Source organism: Roseivirga sp. AWQ4_251 (assembly GCF_056158225.1).
Genome location: NZ_JBSWSW010000002.1, coordinates 2,050,009 through 2,072,682, shown reverse-complemented (window position 1 = coordinate 2,072,682; position 22,674 = coordinate 2,050,009). Strand labels below are relative to the sequence as shown.

The following is a 22,674-nucleotide window of genomic DNA, read 5'->3' as shown; positions in this document are numbered from 1 at the left end:
ATCCCTTTACGTACTTCGTTCAGTTACGTATTGCTAAGGTTAAGTTGAATGAGCCTACTGGGTCCTCCAGCACCTTAGCTTTTTTCTTTCCGCAAGAAAAAAAATTATTTTTTTTTATCGCTGCGGCCCGTGCACTGAATCATTTCAAAGTCCGGAAAAACCATCTTTCAATGCCCTTCCGTTTTACTGTTCCCGGCCCTCTTTCGGAACGGGGATGCAAAGGTAAGAAGCTTTTTCCTTCCGCAAACATTTTCTTCAAGTTTTTTTTTGAAGAACGCTGCGGTGGATCACCGGCCGCCATATGTACCACAAAAGCCCACACAAACAACCATTACCCGCACCAGATTTTCAACTTAATCCCCCAAACGCTTGCCGTAAGGGAGGGCAAAGGTACGCTTATTTCTTTTTAAGAAGCAAGCATAAAACTGGTAAAAAGTTCATTTAATATTCAATGAACTCTTTACCAGTTCTTTAGACTAACGTAAAATTGTTTCTGTTCTATCTGGACCTATAGAAACGATCTTAACTGGCACTCCAGTTTCCTTTTCGATGAAGTCGATATAGCTTGTAAGCTCTTCAGGAAGTTGATCGTATTCTTTGATATTGCGGATTTCTTTTGCCCAACCTTTAAACGTTTGGTAAACCGGAGTTACCTCTTCATCTAATAATTGGAAAGGCATTTCCTCAGTTAACGAACCATCTGCAAGTTTGTAATGGGTACAAACTTTAATTTCGTCCAAAACACTCAGCACATCGGCCTTCATCATAAACAACTGGGTAACCCCATTAATCATGATTGCATATTTGAGCGCTGGCAGATCTAACCAGCCACATCTACGAGGTCTACCTGTAGTTGCTCCGAATTCGTGACCTTCTTTCTGAATCAGCTCACCAATTTCGTCAAATAGTTCTGTTGGGAACGGCCCGCCACCAACTCGGGTACAATAGGCTTTGAAAATACCGAAGACTTCTCCAATGTTTTTTGGCGCAACACCCAAACCAGTACAAGCACCGGCCGTCATGGTGTTGGAACTTGTAACGTATGGGTAACTTCCGAAGTCAATATCTAGAAGTGAACCTTGAGCCCCTTCCGCCAAAACCGTCTGGCTTGATTCAATGCAATCGTTGATTACATACTCGCTGTTCACCAGGTTGAATTCTCTTAGAAATTCGATAGCTTCGATAAATGGCGCTTCTGCTTCTTCCAAATTATACTCAAACTCGTAATAACTCAGAATGGTCTCGTGCTTCTTTACCAAGTTTCGATATCTACCTTCAAAATCAGGAGCCACAATATCTCCTACACGCAAACCATTTCTGGCTACTTTATCTTGGTAAGAAGGGCCAATACCTTTTAATGTGGAACCGATTTTATCTTTTCCTTTAGACTGTTCGTAAGCAGCATCCAACAATTTGTGAGTTGGCAGAATAAGCTGAGTCTTTTTTGAAATGAACAGGTTCTTTTTGAAATCGATATTGAATTTGCCTAGGCCTTCAATTTCTCTTTTAAAGATTATAGGATCGAGCACTACCCCATTGCCTATAATGTTTTTGATTTTATCTCTGAAAATCCCTGATGGAATTTGATGCAATACATGTTTATGGCCATCGAACTCAAGGGTATGACCAGCGTTTGGCCCTCCTTGAAAACGTGCTACCACATCGTATTTCGGAGCAAGTACATCAACTACTTTCCCCTTGCCTTCATCTCCCCATTGCAGGCCTAAGAGTACATCAACCTTCATGATTGTATTATGATTTTAATTTGGATATGGCCTGAGCCACGGAATCTTCAACATTGAAAATGGCGTTGAGCTTTGTAATAATCAAAAGCTTTTTAACGTGATCAGATGGATTTACGATCACCACTTCGCCATCTTGATTTCTAAACTTGGTTAGAATGGTAATGAGCACGCCTATGCCACTACTATTAATATATTTTATTTCGCTTATATCTATTGCGCAAAACTTGAGATCATTGGCAATGGCATTGTCTGCTTCTTTCAAAAGCGAAGCGCCTACTTCTTCACCAATTAAATTTCCACTCAATGACAACACGAGTACTCCCGACTCTTCTTTACTATTATAGTTCATGGATTAGCTTTTCGGTTATTCTTTAGGAGTGCTAGGTTTCTTTGGCTTGGCAAAGAAATACAAGGTGTGGTGCATAATGTCGATGTTGAACATTTCTTCCAAAGTGTTTTTTATGTTTTGAATTCTAGGGTCGCAGAATTCAAGAACTTCGGAACTGTCCAACATCAGGATATGATCGTGCTGCTTAAAGCCATACGACTTTTCGTATTGAGCCAAGTTTTTGCCGAATTGATGCTTGCTTACCAAATCGCACTCCACTAAAAGATCTAATGTATTATAAACCGTAGCCCTTGAAACGCGATAGTTTTTGTTCTTCATTGAAATGTAGAGCGATTCTACATCGAAGTGTCCATCGCGGGTATAGATTTCCTCTAGAATGGCGAACCTTTCGGGTGTTTTCCTAAGGGCCTTATTTTCTAAAAAGGCTGTAAAGATTTTTTTTACTTGTTCAAAGACCTCTGGCTTCAGTGGCATACTTCTGTTGCATCAAAGTGCAAATATATAATTCTTAACTTATTTCGCTCAGTTTGATCGCATCTATCGGTGAGCAATCTCATTTTTAAGCATTTAAACAGGTTTGGACGGTTTCAGTCCACCCTCATAACGGAAGAAAAACAGATCAGTTCAAATCTTTTGATTCAAATCTTGTCACTTTCATTACTCCTTTTACCAGCTCCAACTTCCCAATAATATCATCCAAGTGTTTTGTATTATTAATGTAAAGCTTGATTTGCCCATCAAAAATACCGGTTTCGGTATCAATACTGATGGAACGCATATTCACTTTCAATTCGTTGGAAATAATATCCGTGACATCACGCATAAGTCCTACTCTATCCGTACCGATAATTCGAAGGCCAGCTAAGAAAGCATTTTTCTGTTCTGACAACCACTTGGCTTTCACAATTCGGTTGCCATGGTTAGAAAGCAATTCAGGTGCATTCGGACAAGTAGTTCTATGCACTTTAATTCCTTCATTAACGGTAACAAAGCCAAAAACATCGTCTCCAGGAATTGGGTTACAGCAACGGGCCAAGCGATAATCCACCATATCCATATCCTCTCCAATCAGCAGAATATCTTTACCTGATGTTTTCACTTTGGCAAAATCATCGGAGAAGTCGCTTATTTTCTCAGATTTAGCACGAGGACTTTTGGTTGTAACCTTTAGGTCTTTGTATTTCTTGATTTCGGAAGGGTCGATAATCCCCTTGCCTACTTTATAATAAAACTCTGTAACTGTCTTTTCTTCAAAAAATGCTCTAAGCTGGTTAGCCACATCTCCATCAAAAGGAATTTTCATTTGCTTCAGCTTTCTCTGAACAATTTCCTTCCCATCAATTGCGGCTTGTTTTTTATGCTCTTTTAATGTGTCCTTTATTTTAGAGCGCGCCTTCGAAGTCACTACAAACTTGAGCCAATCCTCATTTGGCTTTTGTTTTGAAGAAGTCAGAATTTCAATCTGGTCGCCATTCTTTAGTTCATAGTTAATAGGCACTAGTTTATTATTCACCTTAGCGCCTAAGCATTTTGCACCAACTTCGGTATGTATATCGAAGGCAAAATCGAGAGCAGTAGCTCCTGAAGGCAAAATCTTAAGGTCTCCTTTTGGGGTGAACACGAAAACTTCTTCGTTAAAAAGGTTCGCGCGAAAGTCGTCTACGAATTCAATGGCGCTGGTGTCATTCTGTTCCAGCATTTCTCTCACCTTTTGGATCCATTGCTCCAAGCCAGATTCATGCGTTCCCGAAGCATTATCTTTATACTTCCAGTGAGCGGCATAACCCTTCTCCGCAATTTCGTCCATGCGCTTGGTACGAATTTGAACCTCTACCCATTTACCTGCTCGACTCATCACCGTTGTGTGTAGCGATTCGTAGCCGTTGGCTTTCGGAGTGCTGATCCAATCTCTTAAACGATCAGGGTTTGGCGTATAAAAATCCGTAACAATCGAGTACACTTGCCAACAAGCAGACTTTTCGTGTTCGTAATCAGTGTCAACAATAATTCTTATGGCAAACAGGTCGTAAACTTCTTCGAAGGGAATATTTTGCTTCTTCATTTTATTCCAAATGGAATAAATTGACTTTGGCCGCCCCTTCACTTCAAACCTCAGTCCTGTTCTTAAAATTTCATCTTGAATAGGAGCCACAAAAGATCGGATGAAACGGTTTCTTGAAGCTTTGCTTTCCGCAATCTTGGCAGCTATATCACCATATACTTCCGCTTCGGTATACTTCAGCCATAAATCTTCTAGTTCCGACTTAATGGTGTAAAGCCCCAATCTGTGCGCCAGCGGTGCGTATATATATATAGTTTCCGAAATAATTTTGAGCTGCTTGTGCCGGGGCATGCTATCCAACGTACGCATATTGTGCAATCGGTCGGCCAGTTTCACCAAAATCACCCTCACATCTTCAGAAAGAGTCAGCAGCATTTTTCTGAAATTCTCGGCTTGTTGAGAACTTCCGTGGTCGAACACTCCAGAAATTTTGGTCAGCCCATCGATAATTTTGGCCACCTTGGGGCCGAAGTCATCGCGAATTTCGTCCAATTCAATTTCTGTATCTTCTACTACATCGTGTAAAAGCGCTGCAATAATTGAAGTTGTTCCCAGCCCAATTTCTTCAACACAAATTTGAGCCACCGCTAAAGGGTGGTATATATAAGGCTCGCCAGATTTTCTGCGCATTTCCTTATGAGCCTCCAAAGATGTATTGAATGCCTTTTTGATCATTTTGGCATCATCATCTTTCAAAAACGGCTTAGCTCTTCGCAACAATTTGCGATATCGCCTGATTATCTCTTTTCTTTCTTCTTCTACGTCAACCGCTATCATATTTTGAAATTAATCAGTGAAAAGTACGATCAATAATATTTAATAAAATTTTATTCGAATGCTTGACTTGAATGTTTTTCTGTATACCTTTGCATTCCATTTCGAAGCACATGCGGATGTGGCGAAATTGGTAGACGCACTAGACTTAGGATCTAGCGCCTCCGGGCATGGGGGTTCGAGTCCCTCCATCCGCACATTACATAACGAACCCTTGATCATTTGATTGAGGGTTTTTTTATATAGTACTAACCATAAATTAACAGGTTTTGGACATTACGTTAGACAAACAGGATTCAAATGTTGCCTCAATTAAAATTAAATTAAACGAGGCAGATTATCAATCAAAGGTAGACGACAAAATCAAGGATTACGGAAAAAAAGCTCAGATCAAGGGTTTCCGTCCTGGTAAAGTTCCGGCAAGCCTGGTAAAGAAAATGTATGGTAAGTCTATCTTAGTTGATGAGATTAACCACATTGTTGGCCACGCGCTTCAAGATTATATTCGTAAAAACGACTTAAAGATTTTGGGCGAGCCAATTCCAAACCAACAACAAATCGACACTGTTGATTGGGACAATCAAAAAGACTTTGAGTTTGAATATAACATTGGCCTTGTTGGCGACTTTGAAGTTGCGTTAGACAAAAAGGTAAAAGTTAATTCTTACAAAATCACTGTTGACGATGCAGTAGTAGAGGAGTCAATCGAAAACGTTAAAACTCAGTTTGGCACTATGACCAACCCTGAAGTTAGCGAAGAAGGCGACTTGATTTACGGTACTCTGAAGCAAGTTGACGGAGAAATTGAAAACGACACTACAATCGACCCATCTGGCTTTACTAAAACAAACGCGAAGAAATTCGTTGGCGTTAAAAGTGGAGACGAAATCAAAGTAGACCTTAAAAAGCTTTATAAAGACGAGGCTGAAATGGCTGCTCAAATTGGCAAAACAGCTGATGAGGTTCAGGATATTGACACTGCTTTTGTATTCACTGTAAAGAACGTAAACAGAAGAGCTAAAGCTGAGTTAAACCAAGAGCTTTTCGACAAAACCTTCGGGCCAAACGTAGTTTCTACTGAAGAAGAGTTCAAAGAAAAAGTGAAGGAAACCATTTCTGAAAACTATCAGCGCGAAACTGAGGCATTCTTGAACAAAACTATTCAGGATAAACTTGTAGCCGACACTAACATCAGTCTACCTGACGCTTTCCTTAAAGATTGGTTGAAATTAACTGGAGAAGGAAAAGTAACCGATGAAGATTTAGAAAGAGAGTATGACATTTACGCAGATCAGCTTAGATGGAACTTGATTTCTGGTCAGATTGCAAAAGAAAACGAAATCAAGCCTGAGCACGAAGAAATTCAAGCTGCTACTAAAGCAATGATTGCCCAGCAATTCGCAGGCTCAGGAATGGGTCAGTTTGCAGATCAAATGGATTCATTCGTTGAGCATTACCTTCAAGGAGAGAATGGTCAGAACTATATGAAAATGGCTGAGCAAGTTCAAGAAGGCAAAGTTGTGAACTTGATTAAGAAGAAAATTGAGATCAAGGAAAAAGAAGTTTCAGTAGAGAAATTTCAGGAACTAGTACAGAACTAAAGACATTCCTATCATGTTAATTTGAAAGCCCTTTGAGCGAAGGGCTTTTTTTTTAAATTTGTTCAGTTCAATATTCCTAAAAAAATGATAGATAAAAACGAATTCAGAAAATATGCCATTCACAATCAAGGCGTGAGCGGATCTTCTTTTGATGCCTATGCAAACCGAATTGAAAACATGACTCGTTCGGTAATTGAAGAACGTCCGACCCGATTTGCTGAAATTGATGTATTTTCAAGGTTAATAATGGATAGAATTATCTTTATGGGCATGCCTGTAGACGATAATATTGCTAACATTATTACCGCTCAGTTGTTGTTTCTAGAGTTTGTTGACCCGAAAAGGGATATATTGATGTATGTAAACAGCCCTGGAGGTTCTGTTTATGCTGGTTTGGGTATTTATGACACCATGAATTACGTTAATCCTGATGTGGCTACAATCTGTACTGGATTAGCAGCTTCTATGGGTGCAGTGCTTTTGGCTGGTGGAGCCGCCAATAAAAGAGCTGCGTTACCTCATTCGCGCATCATGATTCACCAACCTTTAAGCGGGATGCAGGGTCAGGCTTCAGACATGGAAATTTCATTGAAGCAAACCTTGGAGGTTAAAAAAGATCTTTACGAGATCTTGTCAAAACACTCTGGCCAGACTTACGAGAAAATCGAAAAAGATTCTGATCGTGATTACTGGATGAGAGCATCAGAGGCCAAAGAGTACGGCTTGATAGACGAAGTACTCATTAGACCGAAAAAATAAAAATTATGGCAGAAGTAACCTGTTCGTTTTGTGGAAGAAATAAGAAGGATGTAGACCTGATGATCTCAGGAATTCATGCTCATATTTGTAATCACTGTATTACCCAGGCAAACCAAATTTTGTCAGAAGAACTTAAAACAAAGAGCGCTGAAGATGCTCCTAAGTTCAACCTGATCAAACCTATGGACATGAAAAAACATCTTGATCAATATGTAGTAGGTCAAGATGAAGCCAAAAAGGTTATTTCTGTAGCAGTTTACAATCACTATAAAAGGCTTACTCAAAAGAAGGAAGCTGACGATGTAGTTATTGAAAAATCAAACATTATTATGGTTGGGGAAACGGGCACAGGAAAAACCTATATTGCCCGCACCCTTGCCAAAATTCTTCAGGTTCCTTTTTGTATTGCTGACGCTACTGTTTTAACAGAAGCGGGGTATGTTGGTGAGGATGTTGAAAGCATTCTGACGCGTTTACTGCAAGCAGCAAACTACGATGTAGAAGCTGCGGAACGCGGTATTATTTACATCGATGAAATCGATAAAATCGCCAGAAAGTCTGACAACCCATCCATTACAAGAGATGTAAGTGGTGAAGGTGTTCAGCAGGCGCTTCTTAAGCTTTTAGAAGGAACAAGCGTAAATGTTCCACCACAAGGTGGCCGTAAGCACCCCGACCAAAAGATGATTTCTGTAAACACCGAAAACATTCTTTTCATTTGTGGTGGCGCCTTTGATGGCATTCAAAGACATATTGCAAGCAAACTCAATACTCAACCTTTAGGTTTTGTTACAGCTCAGGAAGATGATCATTTATTCGACAGAGAAAATCTTCATCAGTATATCAATGCTCAGGATTTGAAAAACTTCGGATTAATACCAGAGTTAATTGGTAGACTTCCGATTGTTACTTTCCTAAATCCATTAACCGAAGAAATCCTCAAAGATATTCTTACACGCCCTAAAAATGCGCTTACAAAACAATATGAGAAGCTATTCGAAATGGAGCACAAAGAGCTTGTTTTCGAGGAGAGTGCGCTTCAATATATTGTTGAAAAAGCCCTTGAATACAAATTAGGCGCTAGAGGCTTAAGATCTATCTGTGAAGCGATTATGACAGACGCTATGTTTGAAATGCCTTCCGATGCTAACACAAAACGTTTGGAGATTGATTTTGAATATGCGAAAGAAAAATTCGAGAAATCGAAATTCAAAAAATTGAAAGTGGCCTAATCCTTAAGGATTAGGCTTTTTTATTTTCAGCACTATTTTTCACCAAAGTACTCCACAAAATTTCTTGGCGTTTCATAAAGCCTAAGTCCATGAAGCTTTCCTGTAGTTGTTATTCTTGCGACTTCTGGCTCTAAAATCTTCCAGATTTCCATTACCAAAATCTCGCAACTTGCCATTTTGCCTTGCATGAAGTCAACATCCATGTTCAAGTTTTTATGATCTAATTTCTCGATCACATGTTCACGGATCACATTCGAGAGCTGCTTTAAATCTACTACAAAACCTGTTTCTGGATCAGGAATTCCTTTCACAGTTGTAATCAGCTCAAAATTATGTCCATGCCAATTGGCATTAGCACATGGGCCAAAAACTTCAAAATTCTTTTCCTCTGACCAATTGGGATTATACAGCTTATGCGCTGCATTAAAATGCTCCTTTCTACTAATGTAGATCATACCTTCTCCTGAATTTCGGTGCAAATATAATGGGTATTTCCTTAACTTTGGCCTACACTAAGAGACAGAGTTCATGATCGTAGTAACAGGTGCCGCAGGATTTATTGGAAGTTGTTTAGTTTCAAAGTTGAATGAAGAAGGCTTCAATCATATTGTGGTTGTAGACAAGTTTGACAACGAAGAAAAGAACAAAAATCTAGAGGGTAAACGAATTCTTGAATCCATAGACCGAGATCATTTCTTTGAATGGCTAGATACCGTTGGCGACAAAGTAGAATTTATTTTTCACCTAGGAGCTAGAACTGATACGGCTGAATTTGATGCTGATTTATTGAGCAGACTGAATACTGAATACAGCAAACACATTTGGCAAAAATGTATTCAATATCAAATTCCATTGGTTTATGCTTCGTCAGCTGCTACTTATGGCTTAGGTGAATATGGTTATGATGATAATGAAGAAAACATCCCGAATCTGATTCCCTTAAACCCATATGGTGTTTCAAAAAATGAATTTGACAAGTGGGTTCTAACTCAAAGTGAAATGCCTTTCTTTTGGGCCGGCCTGAAGTTTTTCAATGTATATGGGCCCAATGAATACCACAAAGGCCGTATGGCTTCTGTGATTATGCATGCTTTTAATCAAATTCAGAAGACTGGGGGAATGAAACTCTTTCGCTCTCATAATCCAGAATTCAAGGATGGTGAGCAAATGCGTGACTTTGTCTATGTAAAAGACGTGATTAATGTATGCTATTTTCTTATGAGAAATAGAGAAAATTCTGGCATTTACAACTTAGGAAGTGGAAAGGCCAGAACCTTCTTAGATTTGGTAAGAGCCACATTCAAAGCCCTCGATCAAGACGAAAACATCAGCTTTATTGACACTCCTGAAGATATTCGTGATAAGTATCAGTACTTTACAGAAGCGAACATGGATAAACTAAAGTCTATCGGCTACAATCAAGATTTCACCTCATTAGAAGATGGTGTGAGTGACTATGTTAGGGGATATTTGAAAGCCAAATCTTATTTTTAATGGGTTTCCAAAAATAACTCTGGACGCACATTATACACCCAGAGTTATTCTATTCACATTAAATTCTCTTTGCTCTAATTAAGAAACAGTATCAGAAGTAGTCAATTATACTTTCTAAATCTTCTTCATTCTTAATCTTTATTTTATTCTTTTTAAGATAAGATTTGATCCCATCATCTGAAAGAGCATTTATTACTGACTTGTTTGAAAGCTTGACCTCAACAATATTTCCACTTTTCAAAACAATATAGTAATTCATTCTCTTTTCAAATCTGTCAGGAGGAATGACTCCACCATAACCTGGGTCGGTATTTTTAATCAATTCGGTATGGGTAGTCTTGAGAATTTTAACCCCGTTCCCCTCAAATATTACTTGAGCATAGGTGTTTTTTGTTTGATCTGGAAGGCTATAAGAATTATCAAACTCAAGATTTAATACCTTTTTTTGCTTTTCATCAATTGTCTGAATTACAAATTTGGGGTAAATATCTTGATTAATTAAAAGTACTTGCCCTTCATGTAAAATCTCTACCTCATCTCTATAAGTGTCATACTTCAAGACTACATCTTTAGCTCTTCCCTGCTTATCAATAATTTTACCTGAAACGTAGTCTTCAAAATAGTAAGGACTGCCCTCCGTTTTTCTATACTGTTCCGCTAAAGTTAAAGGCTTGTTCATAGAGCCATAAACATTCCCTATTTGCGCCTCAGCAACTCCGTTTATAAAAACAAAGAGGACTAACATGAAAGCACGAATATTGTTATTCATAATTTATAATTTAATTAATAATTACTTTTCTTTGAATAAAACTATCTTTCCCAAAACTAACCTTGAGTAAATAAATTCCTCGTGGCATTTTTGAAACATCAATTTTGTGATTTAGTACTTCTTCTCTTTTAACCACCTCTGAGGACAAAAATAGTTTCCCTGAGATATCCATTAATTCGTAGTTGACAGAACCAAAGAAATCATTACTGAAATCTACCATAATCTCAGATTTAGCAGGATTTGGGAATACAGAAAAACTCCTAGTCAGATTATCTGGCTCATCCTCTAATCCACTTATCAAAATCACTAGCTCTTCTGATATTTGATTACACTCATCTTTAAAAAGAACAACGAAATAAACTCCTTCAATATTCTTTGAGTCATAGGTTCTAGTTATTGCTCCATCAATTTTCTTACCATCTTTAAACCATTGATAGCTATCTGCCGATTGCACACTTGCTAGAACTCCACTGTTATTTACAATTTTAGCAGAAGTGAGCTCATTACTCGATATATTTATTTGCTGGGAATATGTTGAAGAGGCTATGTTATTTTCTACCGTTAATGTAACTAGATATTCCCCTACTTGATCATATTGATAATTAGGGTTTTTTTCATTAGAAGTATTACCATCTCCAAAATCCCAATGCCAAGAGACGATTTCTCCAGAACTTAGGTCAGTAAAAAAAGAAAGAGAATTTTGACAAGTATATTGCACGGAAAAATCCGAAAACAAGACTTCATTACAAGGAACCACTTGCCAATTAGATGAATTGCTAAGAGTACTATTTTCTCCAACCGTTACCGATGCTGTACCCGATAAATCAACATTAGAAATTGATAAAAAGTCCAAACAAAAAACTTTATGGCCATCAATATGAATGAGTGAGTTTTCATTTCCCTGACTTTGAATCACCACATTATGACCTGATGTTCCGTCTGCAACAAATTCATCTAAAACTGTTAATGTTTTATTATCTAGAATAGTAAGTCCTCCGTCTGGTTCAATCATCAATGAATGCAGTATTAAATTGTCATTCAAATTCACAATACCATTTTCATAGATTGTAAGGTTTTCAATTTCATTATCGAGCCCAGATAAGGATAGTACACCGTAAATATTAAATTCTGATTTAAACTCCTTTCCAGTGACCACAAGATCCACTTGCTTTCCCTGGGCAACTATAATTTCAGAATTAACATCATCTAAAATCAAATTACTACCTGAAAAGTCGAGACGAGAAGAAACAGAGATTTTTGAATTTCTAATTGATAGATCAAACGTTTCCCCCTCGAATAACAATTCTCGAATTTCTACATTCTCATTTTCAATTTTTAACGCCCCAGAAACTAAATTTACCTTACCAAACTTACTTGGATCTAGAATCGACCATGATGTTTGGTTAGAATCAACAAATAGCTCTACCCCTGAGAAGTCAACGCCTGAGGGTACGAAATGCTGATCATCGGATCTACCTTCCTTAAGTATTATGCTCCCCTCACCAATTGACACCAAATCATTAGCCAGTATCAGATCTCCATTCAGTTCTAAAGAAGCTCCATTCAAATCAAGAGACGCATTATGAGATGCTAACCATTTTAATGACCCAATTTTTGTATTTTGATTGATGGATATGACCTGTCCATCTGAGGAATCAAAAGAATTTTCATCTATATACACATCATCAAAAGTACCTGGTGCCATCCCCACAGAGCTTCCGCCAGAAGTTGTCGACCAATTAGCACCGTCCTCCCAATCACCACCATCATTTCCAATCCAATAAAAAGAAGAAGATTGATTTTCTTCAGTTTCATAAGTTAAGACTAGTGAAAAGGCTTGCTCTCCATCAAACAACTCTCCTTTATGTGAAACAGAGAGAGTGAGCTCCTCTCCAGTAGAAGTAAAGGTTACTTGCTCAGCATTATCTCTAAAATTGTCTCCTTTACTAGCCGCGGCACTGGGATTAGCAGGATTTAAAACCCAAGGAAAATATTGTTCAGAATTATTAAAAACCCGTAAATCCAAATCATTAACTAACATCAAGTCTTCTGGATCTAAAGCTATACCAGGTGGATCACCAGGAGCATCCGTCCAAGCAATTGTTGCCGTAACTTTAGAATTTGCCTTAGGATTTATAGTCATAGAATATGAATCTCCATCCTTAAGTTTTAATTCCTTTATAACCTTATTATGCCCGTTCTCCTCAATCAAAAGTTTACCTGCACCTTCAGTATTGAGCACTCCCCAGCCATATATATAGTCAGGGCCTACTCTTCCTGCTTCATTTGCTGTTTGAAAAATTAGAGCCTTCAAAGTGGCCGACCTCATGTAATTACCCCCATTAAGTTTACTGTACAACTCTTGAAGCAACAACAACGAACCAGAGACATTAGGTGCTGACATTGATGTTCCTTGTAGGTTTCCATATGCATTATCGGCACTCGAAAAAGAGGATTTGATTGAAACTCCTGCCCCAACTATGTCAGGCTTAATTCTGCCATCATCTGTAGGCCCCCAACTGCTAAAGGAGCTCATTATTACATCGTTAGCATTATTGTAACCTCCATTAATCTTTTGTATTGCACCTACAGTAATAATGTTCTTAGCTGTACCTGTTGTCGATATTAGATCATACGGCCCGTCAGCTGGTCTACTACCATCTCCCGTATCAGACCTGTCATTACCTGCGGATTTAACAATGGTATAATAGGGGGCATTGTAAGTTAATGCGTCCCAACTTTGTGCAGCTCCGTTATAGAATCCAAATTTATAATCCTCTAACTCACTAACAGATGGATCTCCATACCATGTCCATTTACTATCACTAAAATTCCACCCTGTTAAGGTACCATATGAATGATTTGATAAAATCAGATTATCTGTTACCGTAGTAGCTCTTGAAGACATTTCTTCAAGGTCATTATTAAAACCAAATGAAATCCCAATGGCTTCGGGAGCCATACCCTTGGCATCAGGATTAACTCCAGATGCTAAGATGGTTCCCATTACATGGGTCGCATGATTACTAACGCCAAATTCATTACCGTCACCCGTAAGAATTCTCCCCACATACTCTTGATGCGTCTCTCTGGCATAGCCTCCATCCCAAACACCAATTTTCATACCGTTGCCTGTAAGATTTATTCCTAGGTTACCTCCAGCTCTCAATTGGTCAGTCCCAACAGTCTCTGCAGCCCCCTTGTTATAGGCTACAATGTATTCAGGCACTCCATTTTTAACATCATATAAATATGCGACATCACCAGAGTCCATTTCAATTTCTCGTTTAGCCCCCTTAGTCGAGTTTAAATAACTACTGATTCTTTCAAGTCTCAGCTCTTTCTGAAACCCAAACTCTTCCTTCATTGATTTTATACTCTCAATAGATCTTATTTGAGAACTAACCTGAGACATCAAGGCTATTGGAAGAGAGAATAAAATAATGGTCAAAAAAGCTATTCTCATAACATTCGATTTACAGTGTGTACTCATAATACCAATTCTGATCTAGTTGGTTTGAAATAATTGTTAAATGTATGGATTGGATACTATCTATAAATTTTCAATATCAGCAAGACACCCCACTAAAGCCATAGCTCAGACCAATCCAATTCTTAACCCTAAACCTATAAATCACTTAAGGTGAAATAATAATTTTCATATACAACGACTGGTCAATTTTGAAAAAAAAAGGCCACTAATGTGGCCCTTTTTAAATCGTTCAGTAAATTTTATTGTGGAGTTAAAACCACATTACCTGAATCTCCATATGTGTTGCTCCAAGTCAAAGTAATTACTCCTGTAGCCGGATCTCTAGTTCCTGCAATAGTAAATGGATCATCATATTGATCAGTATCACCAATATCAGACATGCTATCACATATATCTTGCATTCTTCCAGATGGAGAAGCATCGCCATAAGCAGCACCGTACAATCCAAAACTCATATCGTCAATAGTATATACCGTTGGATCATCAGTTTCTGTCAAAGTAACTACTGATGTCAAATTTGAATATGACTGAGCTCCACCTGCCCCATAATTTCCAGAAGCTACAGTGTTATATGTACCTGCTATGTCAGACTCACAAGAAATTTGAATCTTATGAGTAGCCTGATCTAGACCAGATTGAATTTCGACAGAAGATGAAGTAATCTTAACTACAATAGTAAAAATTTCACCTGGCTCAATATTATCAGCCATGATCCTTATTGGAAGCTCAGCAATATTTTCTCCTGCAGGAATAGTTACAGAAGAACCACTAACTTCATAGTGAACACCTTGAATGGCAGTAGAAGTCGATAGTATCTCGAATGAAACTTCAACATCAACAGATAAAGGTTTAGAAGCTAAGTCTACTTTAAATCTACTTGGCTTGCTAACACCATCATTTTCTCTCAAATAGGTGTAAGTACGCTCGTTAGCAGGAGTAGTAGCTGCATCCAATTCGACAAAGGTCTCCGAAAACAATGTTTCCGCACTTGGATCGTCACAACCTGCCAAAACAAGCATAAGACCCAAGATTAAAGTATATAAATTTATTTTTTTCATCTCAATATGATTTAGTAGCCAGGATTTTGAACCAATAATGAGTTATTTCCAATAGCGTTATTAGGAATGTTGGCCAAAACTCTAAAATCAGAATAAGACAAAGGCGAACCTCCTTGAGCAGCAGCCTTTTGAATGTCCATACCTAATCTTTTAAAATCAAAGAATCTATGCCCCTCTAAAACTAACTCTACTCTTCTTTCATTCATGATTAGAGAAAGCAACGCACTACCAGATGCAGTAGAAGCAGGCAGGCCTCTATGAGCTCTTAAGTTATTAATGTAAGTCAAAGCTGCACCGTCATTTCCTGACCTAGCTCTTCCTTCAGCCGCAATCAAAAGTATTTCAGAATAGCGGATTAGAACAACATGCTCACGGTATGCTCCTAGTTCACCATTATACTTTCTTGCTTCCCAGTTATTAGGGCCTGTTGGGTTAACCCACAACTCTCTTCTAGCATCTCCAGCTTCATAAGCATTAAGAAGTTCTTGTGAAGCTCTCAGTACTCCTTGAGCTGAGTTTAATTCTCTACTAGGGTCTGCTGTATTTGTCATTGAGGCCAATGAATTATTAGCTCCATCAACAGAGTTCCAATCCAAAGATGAAATATTCAAAGAGAAAATAGCCTCAGGATGAGTTGGAGTAGACCAAGAATCGTAATAATCGTTCTCACCATTACCATCTGTATCCAGTCTACTATCGGCTAAATCAGCACCAGTTTCTGCCATTACCTCTTCTGCCAATTGAGCAGCAGTAGCGTAGCTACCTTCGTAAAGATTTACTCTAGCTAATAAAGCTTTAGCAGCAGTCTTGGTTGGGAAGTATGGACTCTGAGCTTCTGAGGCTTCTGTTGGCAACAAAGAAATTGCGCTCTGAAGATCAGCTTTAACCAAAGCATAAATTTCAGTATTTGTAGCTCTTTCTAACTCAGTAATGTTAGAAGTACCCAAAACTGCACCTGGAGAAATCGGCACTGCTAAATCAAAACCGTTAACTTCTTGACCTGGCTCATAACCATAAACTCTAGCCAAATCAAAGTAAGCTAATGCTCTAGCAAATTTAGCTCTTCCTTCCAAAATAGTAGCTCTTGCAGGATCATCACCTTGAACATCAGGTAAAACCTCCAAAGCAATATTTACATCGTTGATAATTTGATAGCCAACTTGATAAATATTGTAGGTAGACCTAGCTGCATTTACTAATTGGCCTACGTAACGACCCGTATTATTTAAAAGATCCACATTGTCAGCTAAAGCATCACCATTCAACATAAATTGTTGACCGTAATAAGCCGCGCCAAAATTGTGAAATCTATTATATGCTGAATTAACATGTCCGGCAACACCATTTAGGTCACCAAGAGCAACATCACTTACAAGACGGTCTTTTGGTTTTGGCTCTAAGAACCCATAGTCCTCACAACTATAAACAGCTAAGATCATCAAGAAGGTAAATATTGATAATATTTTTTTCATGATTCTGTACAATTAGAATTTAATAGAGATACCGCCTGAAAATTGCTTTCCAACAGGGAAAACACCATAAGTAGATCCACCTTGATCATTATTATTGGCAACTACCTCAGGATCAATACCATCGAATTTAGTAACAGTAGCTAAGTTCACTGCTTGAACAAAAACACTTAAACCGCTAATTCCAATTTTCGAAATAAAAGCATTAGGAAAATCGTAGCTTAGTGAAACGGTTTTCAATCTTGCATAAGATGCATCGGATTGGAAACGACCTCCATTACTAGCTTGTGCAAATCCATCGATAACACCACCTTGATAAGGACGTCCAGTTGTTGTTACATCTCCAGGACCAGTCCAATAATTAAGGTTTCTTGTTAACTGGTTGTCTTGGCCGTTACCATTATTCGCTAAATTATAAAGGTCACCGTTGATAGCCTCATTACCACCTTGGAATTGGATAAGGACATCTAAGGTTAAGCCTTTATATGAGAAAGAGTTAGTTAAACCTCCGTAATAATCAGCAATTGGTGAACCAATAATGTATTGATCATTCACACCAAAATTACCGTAACCTAAAGATCCATCTCTTCTGTAGTACATTTCTCTACCATTGGCAGGGTTAACACCTGCGTATTTAACACCCCAGTTAAAGTTAAGTGGCTGTCCAACAATCAAAGCACTTCCTGTACCAATACCAAGGGAATCAACTCCACCTGGAAGAGAAAGAACTTCGTTGTTTTGGAAAGTAATATTGAAACCTGAACTCCAACGGAAACCACCTGCGTCAACGTTTACTGACTGAATTTCGATTTCAATACCTTCTGATCTAATTTCACCAACGTTACCTCTAATTGAGCTAAAGCCTGATTCAATAGGTAATGGAGTATTGAAAAGCTGGTCTCCAGTATCGTTTCTAAAGAAATCAATGGCACCAGAAATTCTGTTTTCCAAAATAGCATAATCAAAACCGATGTTTGTTTGTTTTGATCTCTCCCAAGTGATTTGGTCGTTAGCCAAATTCAAAACTTGACCAGCTGAACCTAAATATTGTCTAGATGAAGAGAAAGAAGGTACGGCTTCAAAGTTTCCAATACCATTAGCATTACCCAAAACACCATAACTTAATCTCAACTTCAAGTCATTAAATAAACTTTGATTGCTTAGGAAACTTTCTTCAATTACCCTCCATGAAGCACCGAAAGAATAGAATGTACCTACTCTGTTTTGTGCACCAAATCGAGAACTACCGTCTCTTCTTAAAGTACCATTAAAGTAATACTTGTTTTTATAGTTGTAGTTACCTCTAATAAAGGCACCAGCTCTTGTAAAGTAAGTCTCACCACCAGAAGGTGCTCCCAAATATGAAGTAGCCTGACTTAAAAGTCTCAACGTTTGGTTAGAGAAGTTATTCGCCTGTACCGCCTGATTTTCAACTGAAGATTTAAATATCTCACCACCAACTAAACCAGAAACATTATGATCGCCATAAGTTTGGTTGAAGTTGAAAGTACCACTGGCATTGTAGTTTAAAGATTTACGGTTGTCAATAAATACCTGACCTCTATTAGCCGCAAACGCTGGAATTGTAGCAGGTCTTTCATTATAACTTGTTGTTGCCGCCCAATCAATACCTCCTAAAGCTGTAAATGAAAACGCTTTAGAGATTTTGTATTGAAGATTCATAGTACCTTGAACTTGGCCAGCCTCATTTTCTCTTCTTTCTTGGTTAACACCTTGAAGAATATTGTATCCGAATAAATGGCTATTAGGAGCTCCTACAGGATACAAATTAAATTCACCAGTTTCAGGATCAACAGCTGGGGAGTTTGGTTGAGAAGCAAATGCACCGATAAAAGGACCATTTACATAGTTACCATTAGCAATAGATCCAAACTGATTCTGTCTTGTAACTCCTAATGAAGTAGTTACTTTGATTTTATCAGTAGCTTGGTGAGTAACATTCAAACGAAGAGTTTGACGTTGCCAGTCAGACATGATAATAAATGCCTCTTGCTTCTCTGAAGAAACAGACATGTAAAATTGAGTTTTCTCATCACCACCGCTTAATCTCGCATTTGCAGAATACATTGATCCAGTTCTAAACATAGCATCAACCCAATCGTAATTAACCAAGTTAGGGTCATTAGGATCTCCGTAAGTAGCGTGAGCATCAGCAATGCTCAAACCAGCATTAGTATAAGCCACCTCTTTAATGCTTGCCAATTCTCTGGCATTCATCACGTCATAAAGATTCATTGGTTTTGAAAAACCTCCGGTGAAAGTTACTTGCAATTCACTTTGATTAGCTTTTCCTCTTTTAGTTGTAATAACTACAACACCATTTGCAGCCTGAGCACCATAGATTGCCGCTGCCGCTGCATCTTTCAATACCTCAATAGATGCAATATCTTCAGAATTAAGACCAGCTAATGCGTTATTAGAAGCCTGACCTGCGATACTACCTGAAATAGCTTGAACACCATCAATGATATATAGAGGAGTGTTATTTGCTAAAGAGCTTTGCCCACGAATATTAAAGCTCAAAGCTCCACCTGGCTGACCTGATTGAGATTGAACTTGAACACCGGCAATTCTACCTTGAACTGCTCTATCAAATGATTGCATTGGGAGGTTTTCAATATCCTCAGATTTTAACTGAGCAATCGCCCCAGTCAAATCTCTCTTAACCTCAACACCATAACCAGTAACAACTACGTCACCTAGTGAAGTCACATCTGGCTGCATCTCAACATTGACAACAGTTTGGTTTCCGATTTCTACCTCTTTAGTTACGTAGCCTAAAAATCTAAAAACCAAAGTCCCGCCAGATTGTGGAACTGTAAGCGTATAGGTACCATCGATTCCTGTTGGAACCCCCGTATTCGTACCTTTTAAAAAAACTGAAACTTGGGGTAAAGGAAGCCCATCATCGGCTCCTACTACCTTTCCAGAAACAGTTCTTTCTTGAGCTAGCAATGTTGCCGATGAAAGCAACATCACCAACATAAAACAATTGAGTAAAATCCTCTTCATATTGCTTTGTTTAAGTTAGAAATGTTAAATAGATATTAGTTTAGAATTTTCAAATTTACCATAAAATCCCATATTCAAAAACCCAAAATTGATATTTAAAAACCTCATCTTCAAAACGAAGAAGATTGTTCGGCTCCTTTTCAATTTTCAAGTTTATTACAAAAGGATATTTTATGAAACCCGAAATTCTATCTAAGTAAAACTAAGTTCAGATTTTAAAAATATTGCTGGGTTTATCCTATGAAAAACCTGAGGCTTTTCTTTAAGCTTATTCAATAGCTCCTAACAATAATCTCAATCCTTCGATCTCTCTGATTTAAATTACTCCCATTGGCAGGTTCCAAAGGCTTGCTTTCTCCGTATCCTTTATATGCCAAATTTTCTTTTGGTATATTTTTTTTTAAGAAATACTCGAAAACTGCTTTAGCTCGTTGCGTGGACAGCTCCAAATTGTAAGCTTCTTCACCTGAAGAATCTGTGTGTCCTCCTATTTCAACAACTATCTCGGGATTGTCCCTTATAAATTCAGCAGCAATATCAAGTTCTTTTGTCGCCTTGGCGTCTAATTTTGCGCTGTTAAGCTCAAACAAAACATCATTAAGTATAACTTTGCTGCCTACTTTTATTGGTGTTAGGTAAACCGTTGGCACGGAATTTTTGGCTGTCCAAAGCTCTTTTACAGGCCTATTATAAAGAATAAACCCTCTTCGCTTCGCATAAAAATTAACCGAATCCTTCTGCGGAAGAACTAAATTGAATCGGCCATCAGATTGGTCTGAATAAGTTCTTGAAAGAATTGAATCGCTATTGATATCAGCTACAAAAATTTCTGAGAACACTGGAGTACTATCCATCGCATTCAGAACAATTCCTCTTTTATATTCCACAATCCTGTCTGGCACAAGATCGTCTGGCAGCCTAAAACGGAAAAGCTCTGAGCTACCGTCAAATTCATTATTGCTATAGTAAGCCCAACCATCCAAGCTAATGGTATAGCCGACTTGATTACGGTGGTTATTAATAGGGTAACCGAGATTCTGTGGTTCTGACCAAGTGCCTGCAGATGTTAGCTTACTTCTGAACAAATCGTAAGCTCCCATCCCCAATCTACCTCGGGACGCAAAGAACAAATCTGAACCTCCCGGATGGATATAAGGAGAACAATCATCAAATCGAGTATTGATGTTTTCACCCATGTTAGTGGCCTCTGTCCATTGGCCGTTCACTTTCGTGGTTTTCCAAATGTCTTGACCACCGAGCCCATTAGGCCTTGTGCTCACAAAATAGAGCTCTCGGCCATCCTGAGAAAGAGAAGGTTGCGATTCCCAATAAATCGTATTTATATTTCTACCAAGATTCTTTGGTTCTGTCCAATCATTCCCATCTCGATAAGAAATATATAAGTCGCAACTGCCTACACCATCTGGAGCATTGCAAGCGGTATACACTAAACTATTTCCATCGGCAGATATGGAAGCTGTTCCTTCATTTCTGTCAGAATTGATCTTCTCTGAAATAAAAACCGGTTTTGTCCAGCCTGAATCGCTAAGCTGACTTTGATAAAGATTCTCGTCTCCTCGACCCTGTTTTTCCCGAACAGTGTAAACCAATTTATTGGAGGCTGTAATTGAAGGGAAATATTGCTGCGGAAGCGCATTTAATGGAGCCGGTAATTGCTCAAAAGCTAAATCTCTTGGATTAGCTTTTTGCTGAATGGCATATTCTATGGATGATTTTATGAGATCGAAAAGCGCATCATCAATATCTCTTACTTTGCCATCAACCCTATCCTTCAGCGCCTTTGCTTTATAGTAATCTCCAATGGAAAAGAAATAGTAGGCCTCATCGGCAAGCATTCGATTATTGAACTCTGCTTCCACTTTCGATTCATGCTTGGCGTGCAATTCCAAGGCTTGATCTACCTCGCCCCTTTTTACAAGCACCTGATGCGCCAAAAGCACTGCTTCGTCAAAGCTATCATCTTTAGCCAAAGCCTGATTTAAAAGATCTAAAGATTGATAGAGATTTCCAACGTGATCGAATTCTTGAGCCTGTTTATAGAATTCAATGGCCTTACGGTTTCTGGAATGGAGTTCCCTTTCTTCTTGCTGGGCCATTCCAGCAGAAGCAAAAACACAGAATAGTATGGTAAATAATAGCCTCAAATAGTACACTAAGGTATATTCATAAACTTATGAGTTTGAAGAGATATTTTCCACTTGGGGTTATTTTTTACATAATCCACAATTTCGGGCAGCATTTTAGCAGACTTATCCCATTCTGGCTGTAGATACAAGTGACAATCGGCATTTACTCTTTCAGCATGGCCTTCTGCCCACTTAAAATCACTTTTGTTATAAACCACCACTTTCAATTCATTCGCTGCCTTATAAAACTCATCTTTTGGTGCTTTGAATTTCTTGGGAGAAAAACAAAGCCAATCCCAGTTGCCAGAAAGCGGATGAGCTCCAGAAGTTTCTATGTTGGTTTGAAAACCAGCTCGATGTAAAGCCTCAGTCAAAGGGCTCAAATCATACATTAAAGGTTCTCCACCAGTGATTACTGCTAGCCTCCCTGGAAACATCTCCGCTTGACTAACTATTTCTTGAATGGATTGTTTCGGCCAAAGACTTGCATCCCAAGAATCCTTCACATCGCACCAAACGCAACCTACATCGCAGCCACCGAGCCGAATAAAATATGCTGAATTTCCAGAGAAATGACCTTCCCCCTGAATCGTATAAAAAGCTTCCATCACTGGAAGCTCCATTGTTTCTTCTTTCTTTAACATATCAATTTTTTATAGCAGGTGTTGAAACTGCTGGGTTAAATTCTT

The 22,674-nt window shown here is 38.4% G+C and carries 17 protein-coding genes and 1 tRNA gene; 6 read left to right on the top strand and 12 right to left on the bottom strand.

All coding sequences use genetic code 11. The annotated features are described in order from the left end of the window. Positions 1 to 410 (top strand): hypothetical protein (locus ACXACJ_RS22985; RefSeq protein ID WP_475136784.1); only part of this gene is annotated, 410 nt, incomplete at its 5' end. Between the two features lie 66 nt (positions 411 to 476). Here the strand turns inward: ACXACJ_RS22985 and ACXACJ_RS22980 are convergent. The 4 genes from ACXACJ_RS22980 to ACXACJ_RS22965 all read right to left on the bottom strand — a co-directional run bounded on the left by ACXACJ_RS22980 (position 477) and on the right by ACXACJ_RS22965 (position 4,933). Beyond that, on the bottom strand, positions 477 to 1,745 hold the full coding sequence (locus ACXACJ_RS22980) for an adenylosuccinate synthase (RefSeq protein WP_475136783.1): 1,269 nt from the start codon (positions 1,743 to 1,745) through the stop codon (positions 477 to 479). A gap of 7 nt (positions 1,746 to 1,752) precedes the next feature. Then, entirely contained in the window at positions 1,753 to 2,094 is a 342-nt protein-coding gene (locus ACXACJ_RS22975) for an STAS domain-containing protein (protein WP_475136782.1), read from the bottom strand. Between the two features lie 15 nt (positions 2,095 to 2,109). Then, on the bottom strand, positions 2,110 to 2,568 hold the full coding sequence (locus ACXACJ_RS22970) for a Fur family transcriptional regulator (RefSeq protein WP_475136781.1): 459 nt from the start codon (positions 2,566 to 2,568) through the stop codon (positions 2,110 to 2,112). A gap of 145 nt (positions 2,569 to 2,713) precedes the next feature. Beyond that, the gene (locus ACXACJ_RS22965) at positions 2,714 to 4,933 is read right to left on the bottom strand and encodes a RelA/SpoT family protein (protein WP_475136780.1); all 2,220 of its coding nucleotides are present in this window, start codon (positions 4,931 to 4,933) and stop codon (positions 2,714 to 2,716) included. Positions 4,934 to 5,045: 112 nt separating this feature from the next. Between ACXACJ_RS22965 and ACXACJ_RS22960 the strand changes: the two genes are divergently transcribed. From ACXACJ_RS22960 to clpX, 4 genes are all read left to right on the top strand, one after another. Beyond that, positions 5,046 to 5,127: transfer RNA gene (locus ACXACJ_RS22960), tRNA-Leu, on the top strand. Positions 5,128 to 5,199: 72 nt separating this feature from the next. Continuing rightward, a complete protein-coding gene (gene tig / locus ACXACJ_RS22955) occupies positions 5,200 to 6,531 on the top strand; it encodes a trigger factor (RefSeq protein WP_475136779.1) in 1,332 nt (443 codons plus the stop codon). 84 nt (positions 6,532 to 6,615) lie between these two features. Further along, positions 6,616 to 7,290 carry a ClpP family protease gene (locus tag ACXACJ_RS22950; protein ID WP_475136778.1) on the top strand — a complete coding sequence of 225 codons (675 nt, stop codon included), beginning with the start codon at positions 6,616 to 6,618 and terminating at the stop codon, positions 7,288 to 7,290. Positions 7,291 to 7,295: 5 nt separating this feature from the next. Next, positions 7,296 to 8,522 (top strand): ATP-dependent Clp protease ATP-binding subunit ClpX, encoded by a 1,227-nt coding sequence (gene clpX / locus ACXACJ_RS22945; RefSeq protein WP_475136777.1) that lies wholly within the window; start codon positions 7,296 to 7,298, stop codon positions 8,520 to 8,522. A 32-nt stretch (positions 8,523 to 8,554) separates the two neighbouring features. Here the strand turns inward: clpX and ACXACJ_RS22940 are convergent, their stop codons facing one another. Then, positions 8,555 to 8,977 (bottom strand): 6-pyruvoyl trahydropterin synthase family protein, encoded by a 423-nt coding sequence (locus tag ACXACJ_RS22940; RefSeq protein ID WP_475136776.1) that lies wholly within the window; start codon positions 8,975 to 8,977, stop codon positions 8,555 to 8,557. A gap of 73 nt (positions 8,978 to 9,050) precedes the next feature. On the opposite strand from ACXACJ_RS22940, the gene rfaD reads away from it, so the two are divergent. Beyond that, entirely contained in the window at positions 9,051 to 10,016 is a 966-nt protein-coding gene (rfaD, locus tag ACXACJ_RS22935) for an ADP-glyceromanno-heptose 6-epimerase (protein WP_475136775.1), read from the top strand. Positions 10,017 to 10,107: 91 nt separating this feature from the next. Here the strand turns inward: rfaD and ACXACJ_RS22930 are convergent, their stop codons facing one another. From ACXACJ_RS22930 to ACXACJ_RS22900, 7 genes are all read right to left on the bottom strand, one after another. Then, entirely contained in the window at positions 10,108 to 10,785 is a 678-nt protein-coding gene (locus tag ACXACJ_RS22930) for a hypothetical protein (RefSeq protein ID WP_475136774.1), read from the bottom strand. Positions 10,786 to 10,795: 10 nt separating this feature from the next. Beyond that, the gene (locus tag ACXACJ_RS22925; RefSeq protein WP_475136773.1) at positions 10,796 to 14,251 is read right to left on the bottom strand and encodes a S8 family serine peptidase; all 3,456 of its coding nucleotides are present in this window, start codon (positions 14,249 to 14,251) and stop codon (positions 10,796 to 10,798) included. Positions 14,252 to 14,517: 266 nt separating this feature from the next. Next, positions 14,518 to 15,297, bottom strand: a complete 780-nt coding sequence (locus tag ACXACJ_RS22920) for a hypothetical protein (protein ID WP_475136772.1) — start codon at positions 15,295 to 15,297, stop codon at positions 14,518 to 14,520. A 50-nt stretch (positions 15,298 to 15,347) separates the two neighbouring features. After that, the gene (locus tag ACXACJ_RS22915; protein ID WP_475136771.1) at positions 15,348 to 16,808 is read right to left on the bottom strand and encodes a RagB/SusD family nutrient uptake outer membrane protein; all 1,461 of its coding nucleotides are present in this window, start codon (positions 16,806 to 16,808) and stop codon (positions 15,348 to 15,350) included. Positions 16,809 to 16,820: 12 nt separating this feature from the next. Then, positions 16,821 to 19,838 (bottom strand): SusC/RagA family TonB-linked outer membrane protein, encoded by a 3,018-nt coding sequence (locus tag ACXACJ_RS22910; RefSeq protein WP_475136770.1) that lies wholly within the window; start codon positions 19,836 to 19,838, stop codon positions 16,821 to 16,823. A gap of 272 nt (positions 19,839 to 20,110) precedes the next feature. Further along, positions 20,111 to 21,955, bottom strand: coding sequence for an OmpA family protein (locus ACXACJ_RS22905; protein WP_475136769.1), 1,845 nt, complete (start codon positions 21,953 to 21,955; stop codon positions 20,111 to 20,113). Between the two features lie 56 nt (positions 21,956 to 22,011). After that, positions 22,012 to 22,629, bottom strand: coding sequence for a 7-carboxy-7-deazaguanine synthase QueE (locus ACXACJ_RS22900; protein ID WP_475136768.1), 618 nt, complete (start codon positions 22,627 to 22,629; stop codon positions 22,012 to 22,014). Between the last annotated feature and the right edge of the window lie 45 nt (positions 22,630 to 22,674).

Bases quoted from the DNA above. Each gene is read 5' to 3' on its own strand.
- ACXACJ_RS22980 (WP_475136783.1), bottom strand. From the start codon at position 1,745: ATGAAGGTTGATGTACTCTTAGGCCTGCAATGGGGAGATGAAGGCAAG.
- ACXACJ_RS22975 (WP_475136782.1), bottom strand. From the start codon at position 2,094: ATGAACTATAATAGTAAAGAAGAGTCGGGAGTACTCGTGTTGTCATTG.
- ACXACJ_RS22970 (WP_475136781.1), bottom strand. From the start codon at position 2,568: ATGCCACTGAAGCCAGAGGTCTTTGAACAAGTAAAAAAAATCTTTACA.
- ACXACJ_RS22965 (WP_475136780.1), bottom strand. From the start codon at position 4,933: ATGATAGCGGTTGACGTAGAAGAAGAAAGAAAAGAGATAATCAGGCGA.
- ACXACJ_RS22950 (WP_475136778.1), top strand. From the start codon at position 6,616: ATGATAGATAAAAACGAATTCAGAAAATATGCCATTCACAATCAAGGC.
- clpX (WP_475136777.1), top strand. From the start codon at position 7,296: ATGGCAGAAGTAACCTGTTCGTTTTGTGGAAGAAATAAGAAGGATGTA.
- ACXACJ_RS22940 (WP_475136776.1), bottom strand. From the start codon at position 8,977: ATGATCTACATTAGTAGAAAGGAGCATTTTAATGCAGCGCATAAGCTG.
- rfaD (WP_475136775.1), top strand. From the start codon at position 9,051: ATGATCGTAGTAACAGGTGCCGCAGGATTTATTGGAAGTTGTTTAGTT.
- ACXACJ_RS22930 (WP_475136774.1), bottom strand. From the start codon at position 10,785: ATGAATAACAATATTCGTGCTTTCATGTTAGTCCTCTTTGTTTTTATA.
- ACXACJ_RS22925 (WP_475136773.1), bottom strand. From the start codon at position 14,251: ATGAGAATAGCTTTTTTGACCATTATTTTATTCTCTCTTCCAATAGCC.
- ACXACJ_RS22920 (WP_475136772.1), bottom strand. From the start codon at position 15,297: ATGCTTGTTTTGGCAGGTTGTGACGATCCAAGTGCGGAAACATTGTTT.
- ACXACJ_RS22915 (WP_475136771.1), bottom strand. From the start codon at position 16,808: ATGAAAAAAATATTATCAATATTTACCTTCTTGATGATCTTAGCTGTT.
- ACXACJ_RS22910 (WP_475136770.1), bottom strand. From the start codon at position 19,838: ATGAAGAGGATTTTACTCAATTGTTTTATGTTGGTGATGTTGCTTTCA.
- ACXACJ_RS22905 (WP_475136769.1), bottom strand. From the start codon at position 21,955: ATGGCCCAGCAAGAAGAAAGGGAACTCCATTCCAGAAACCGTAAGGCC.
- ACXACJ_RS22900 (WP_475136768.1), bottom strand. From the start codon at position 22,629: ATGTTAAAGAAAGAAGAAACAATGGAGCTTCCAGTGATGGAAGCTTTT.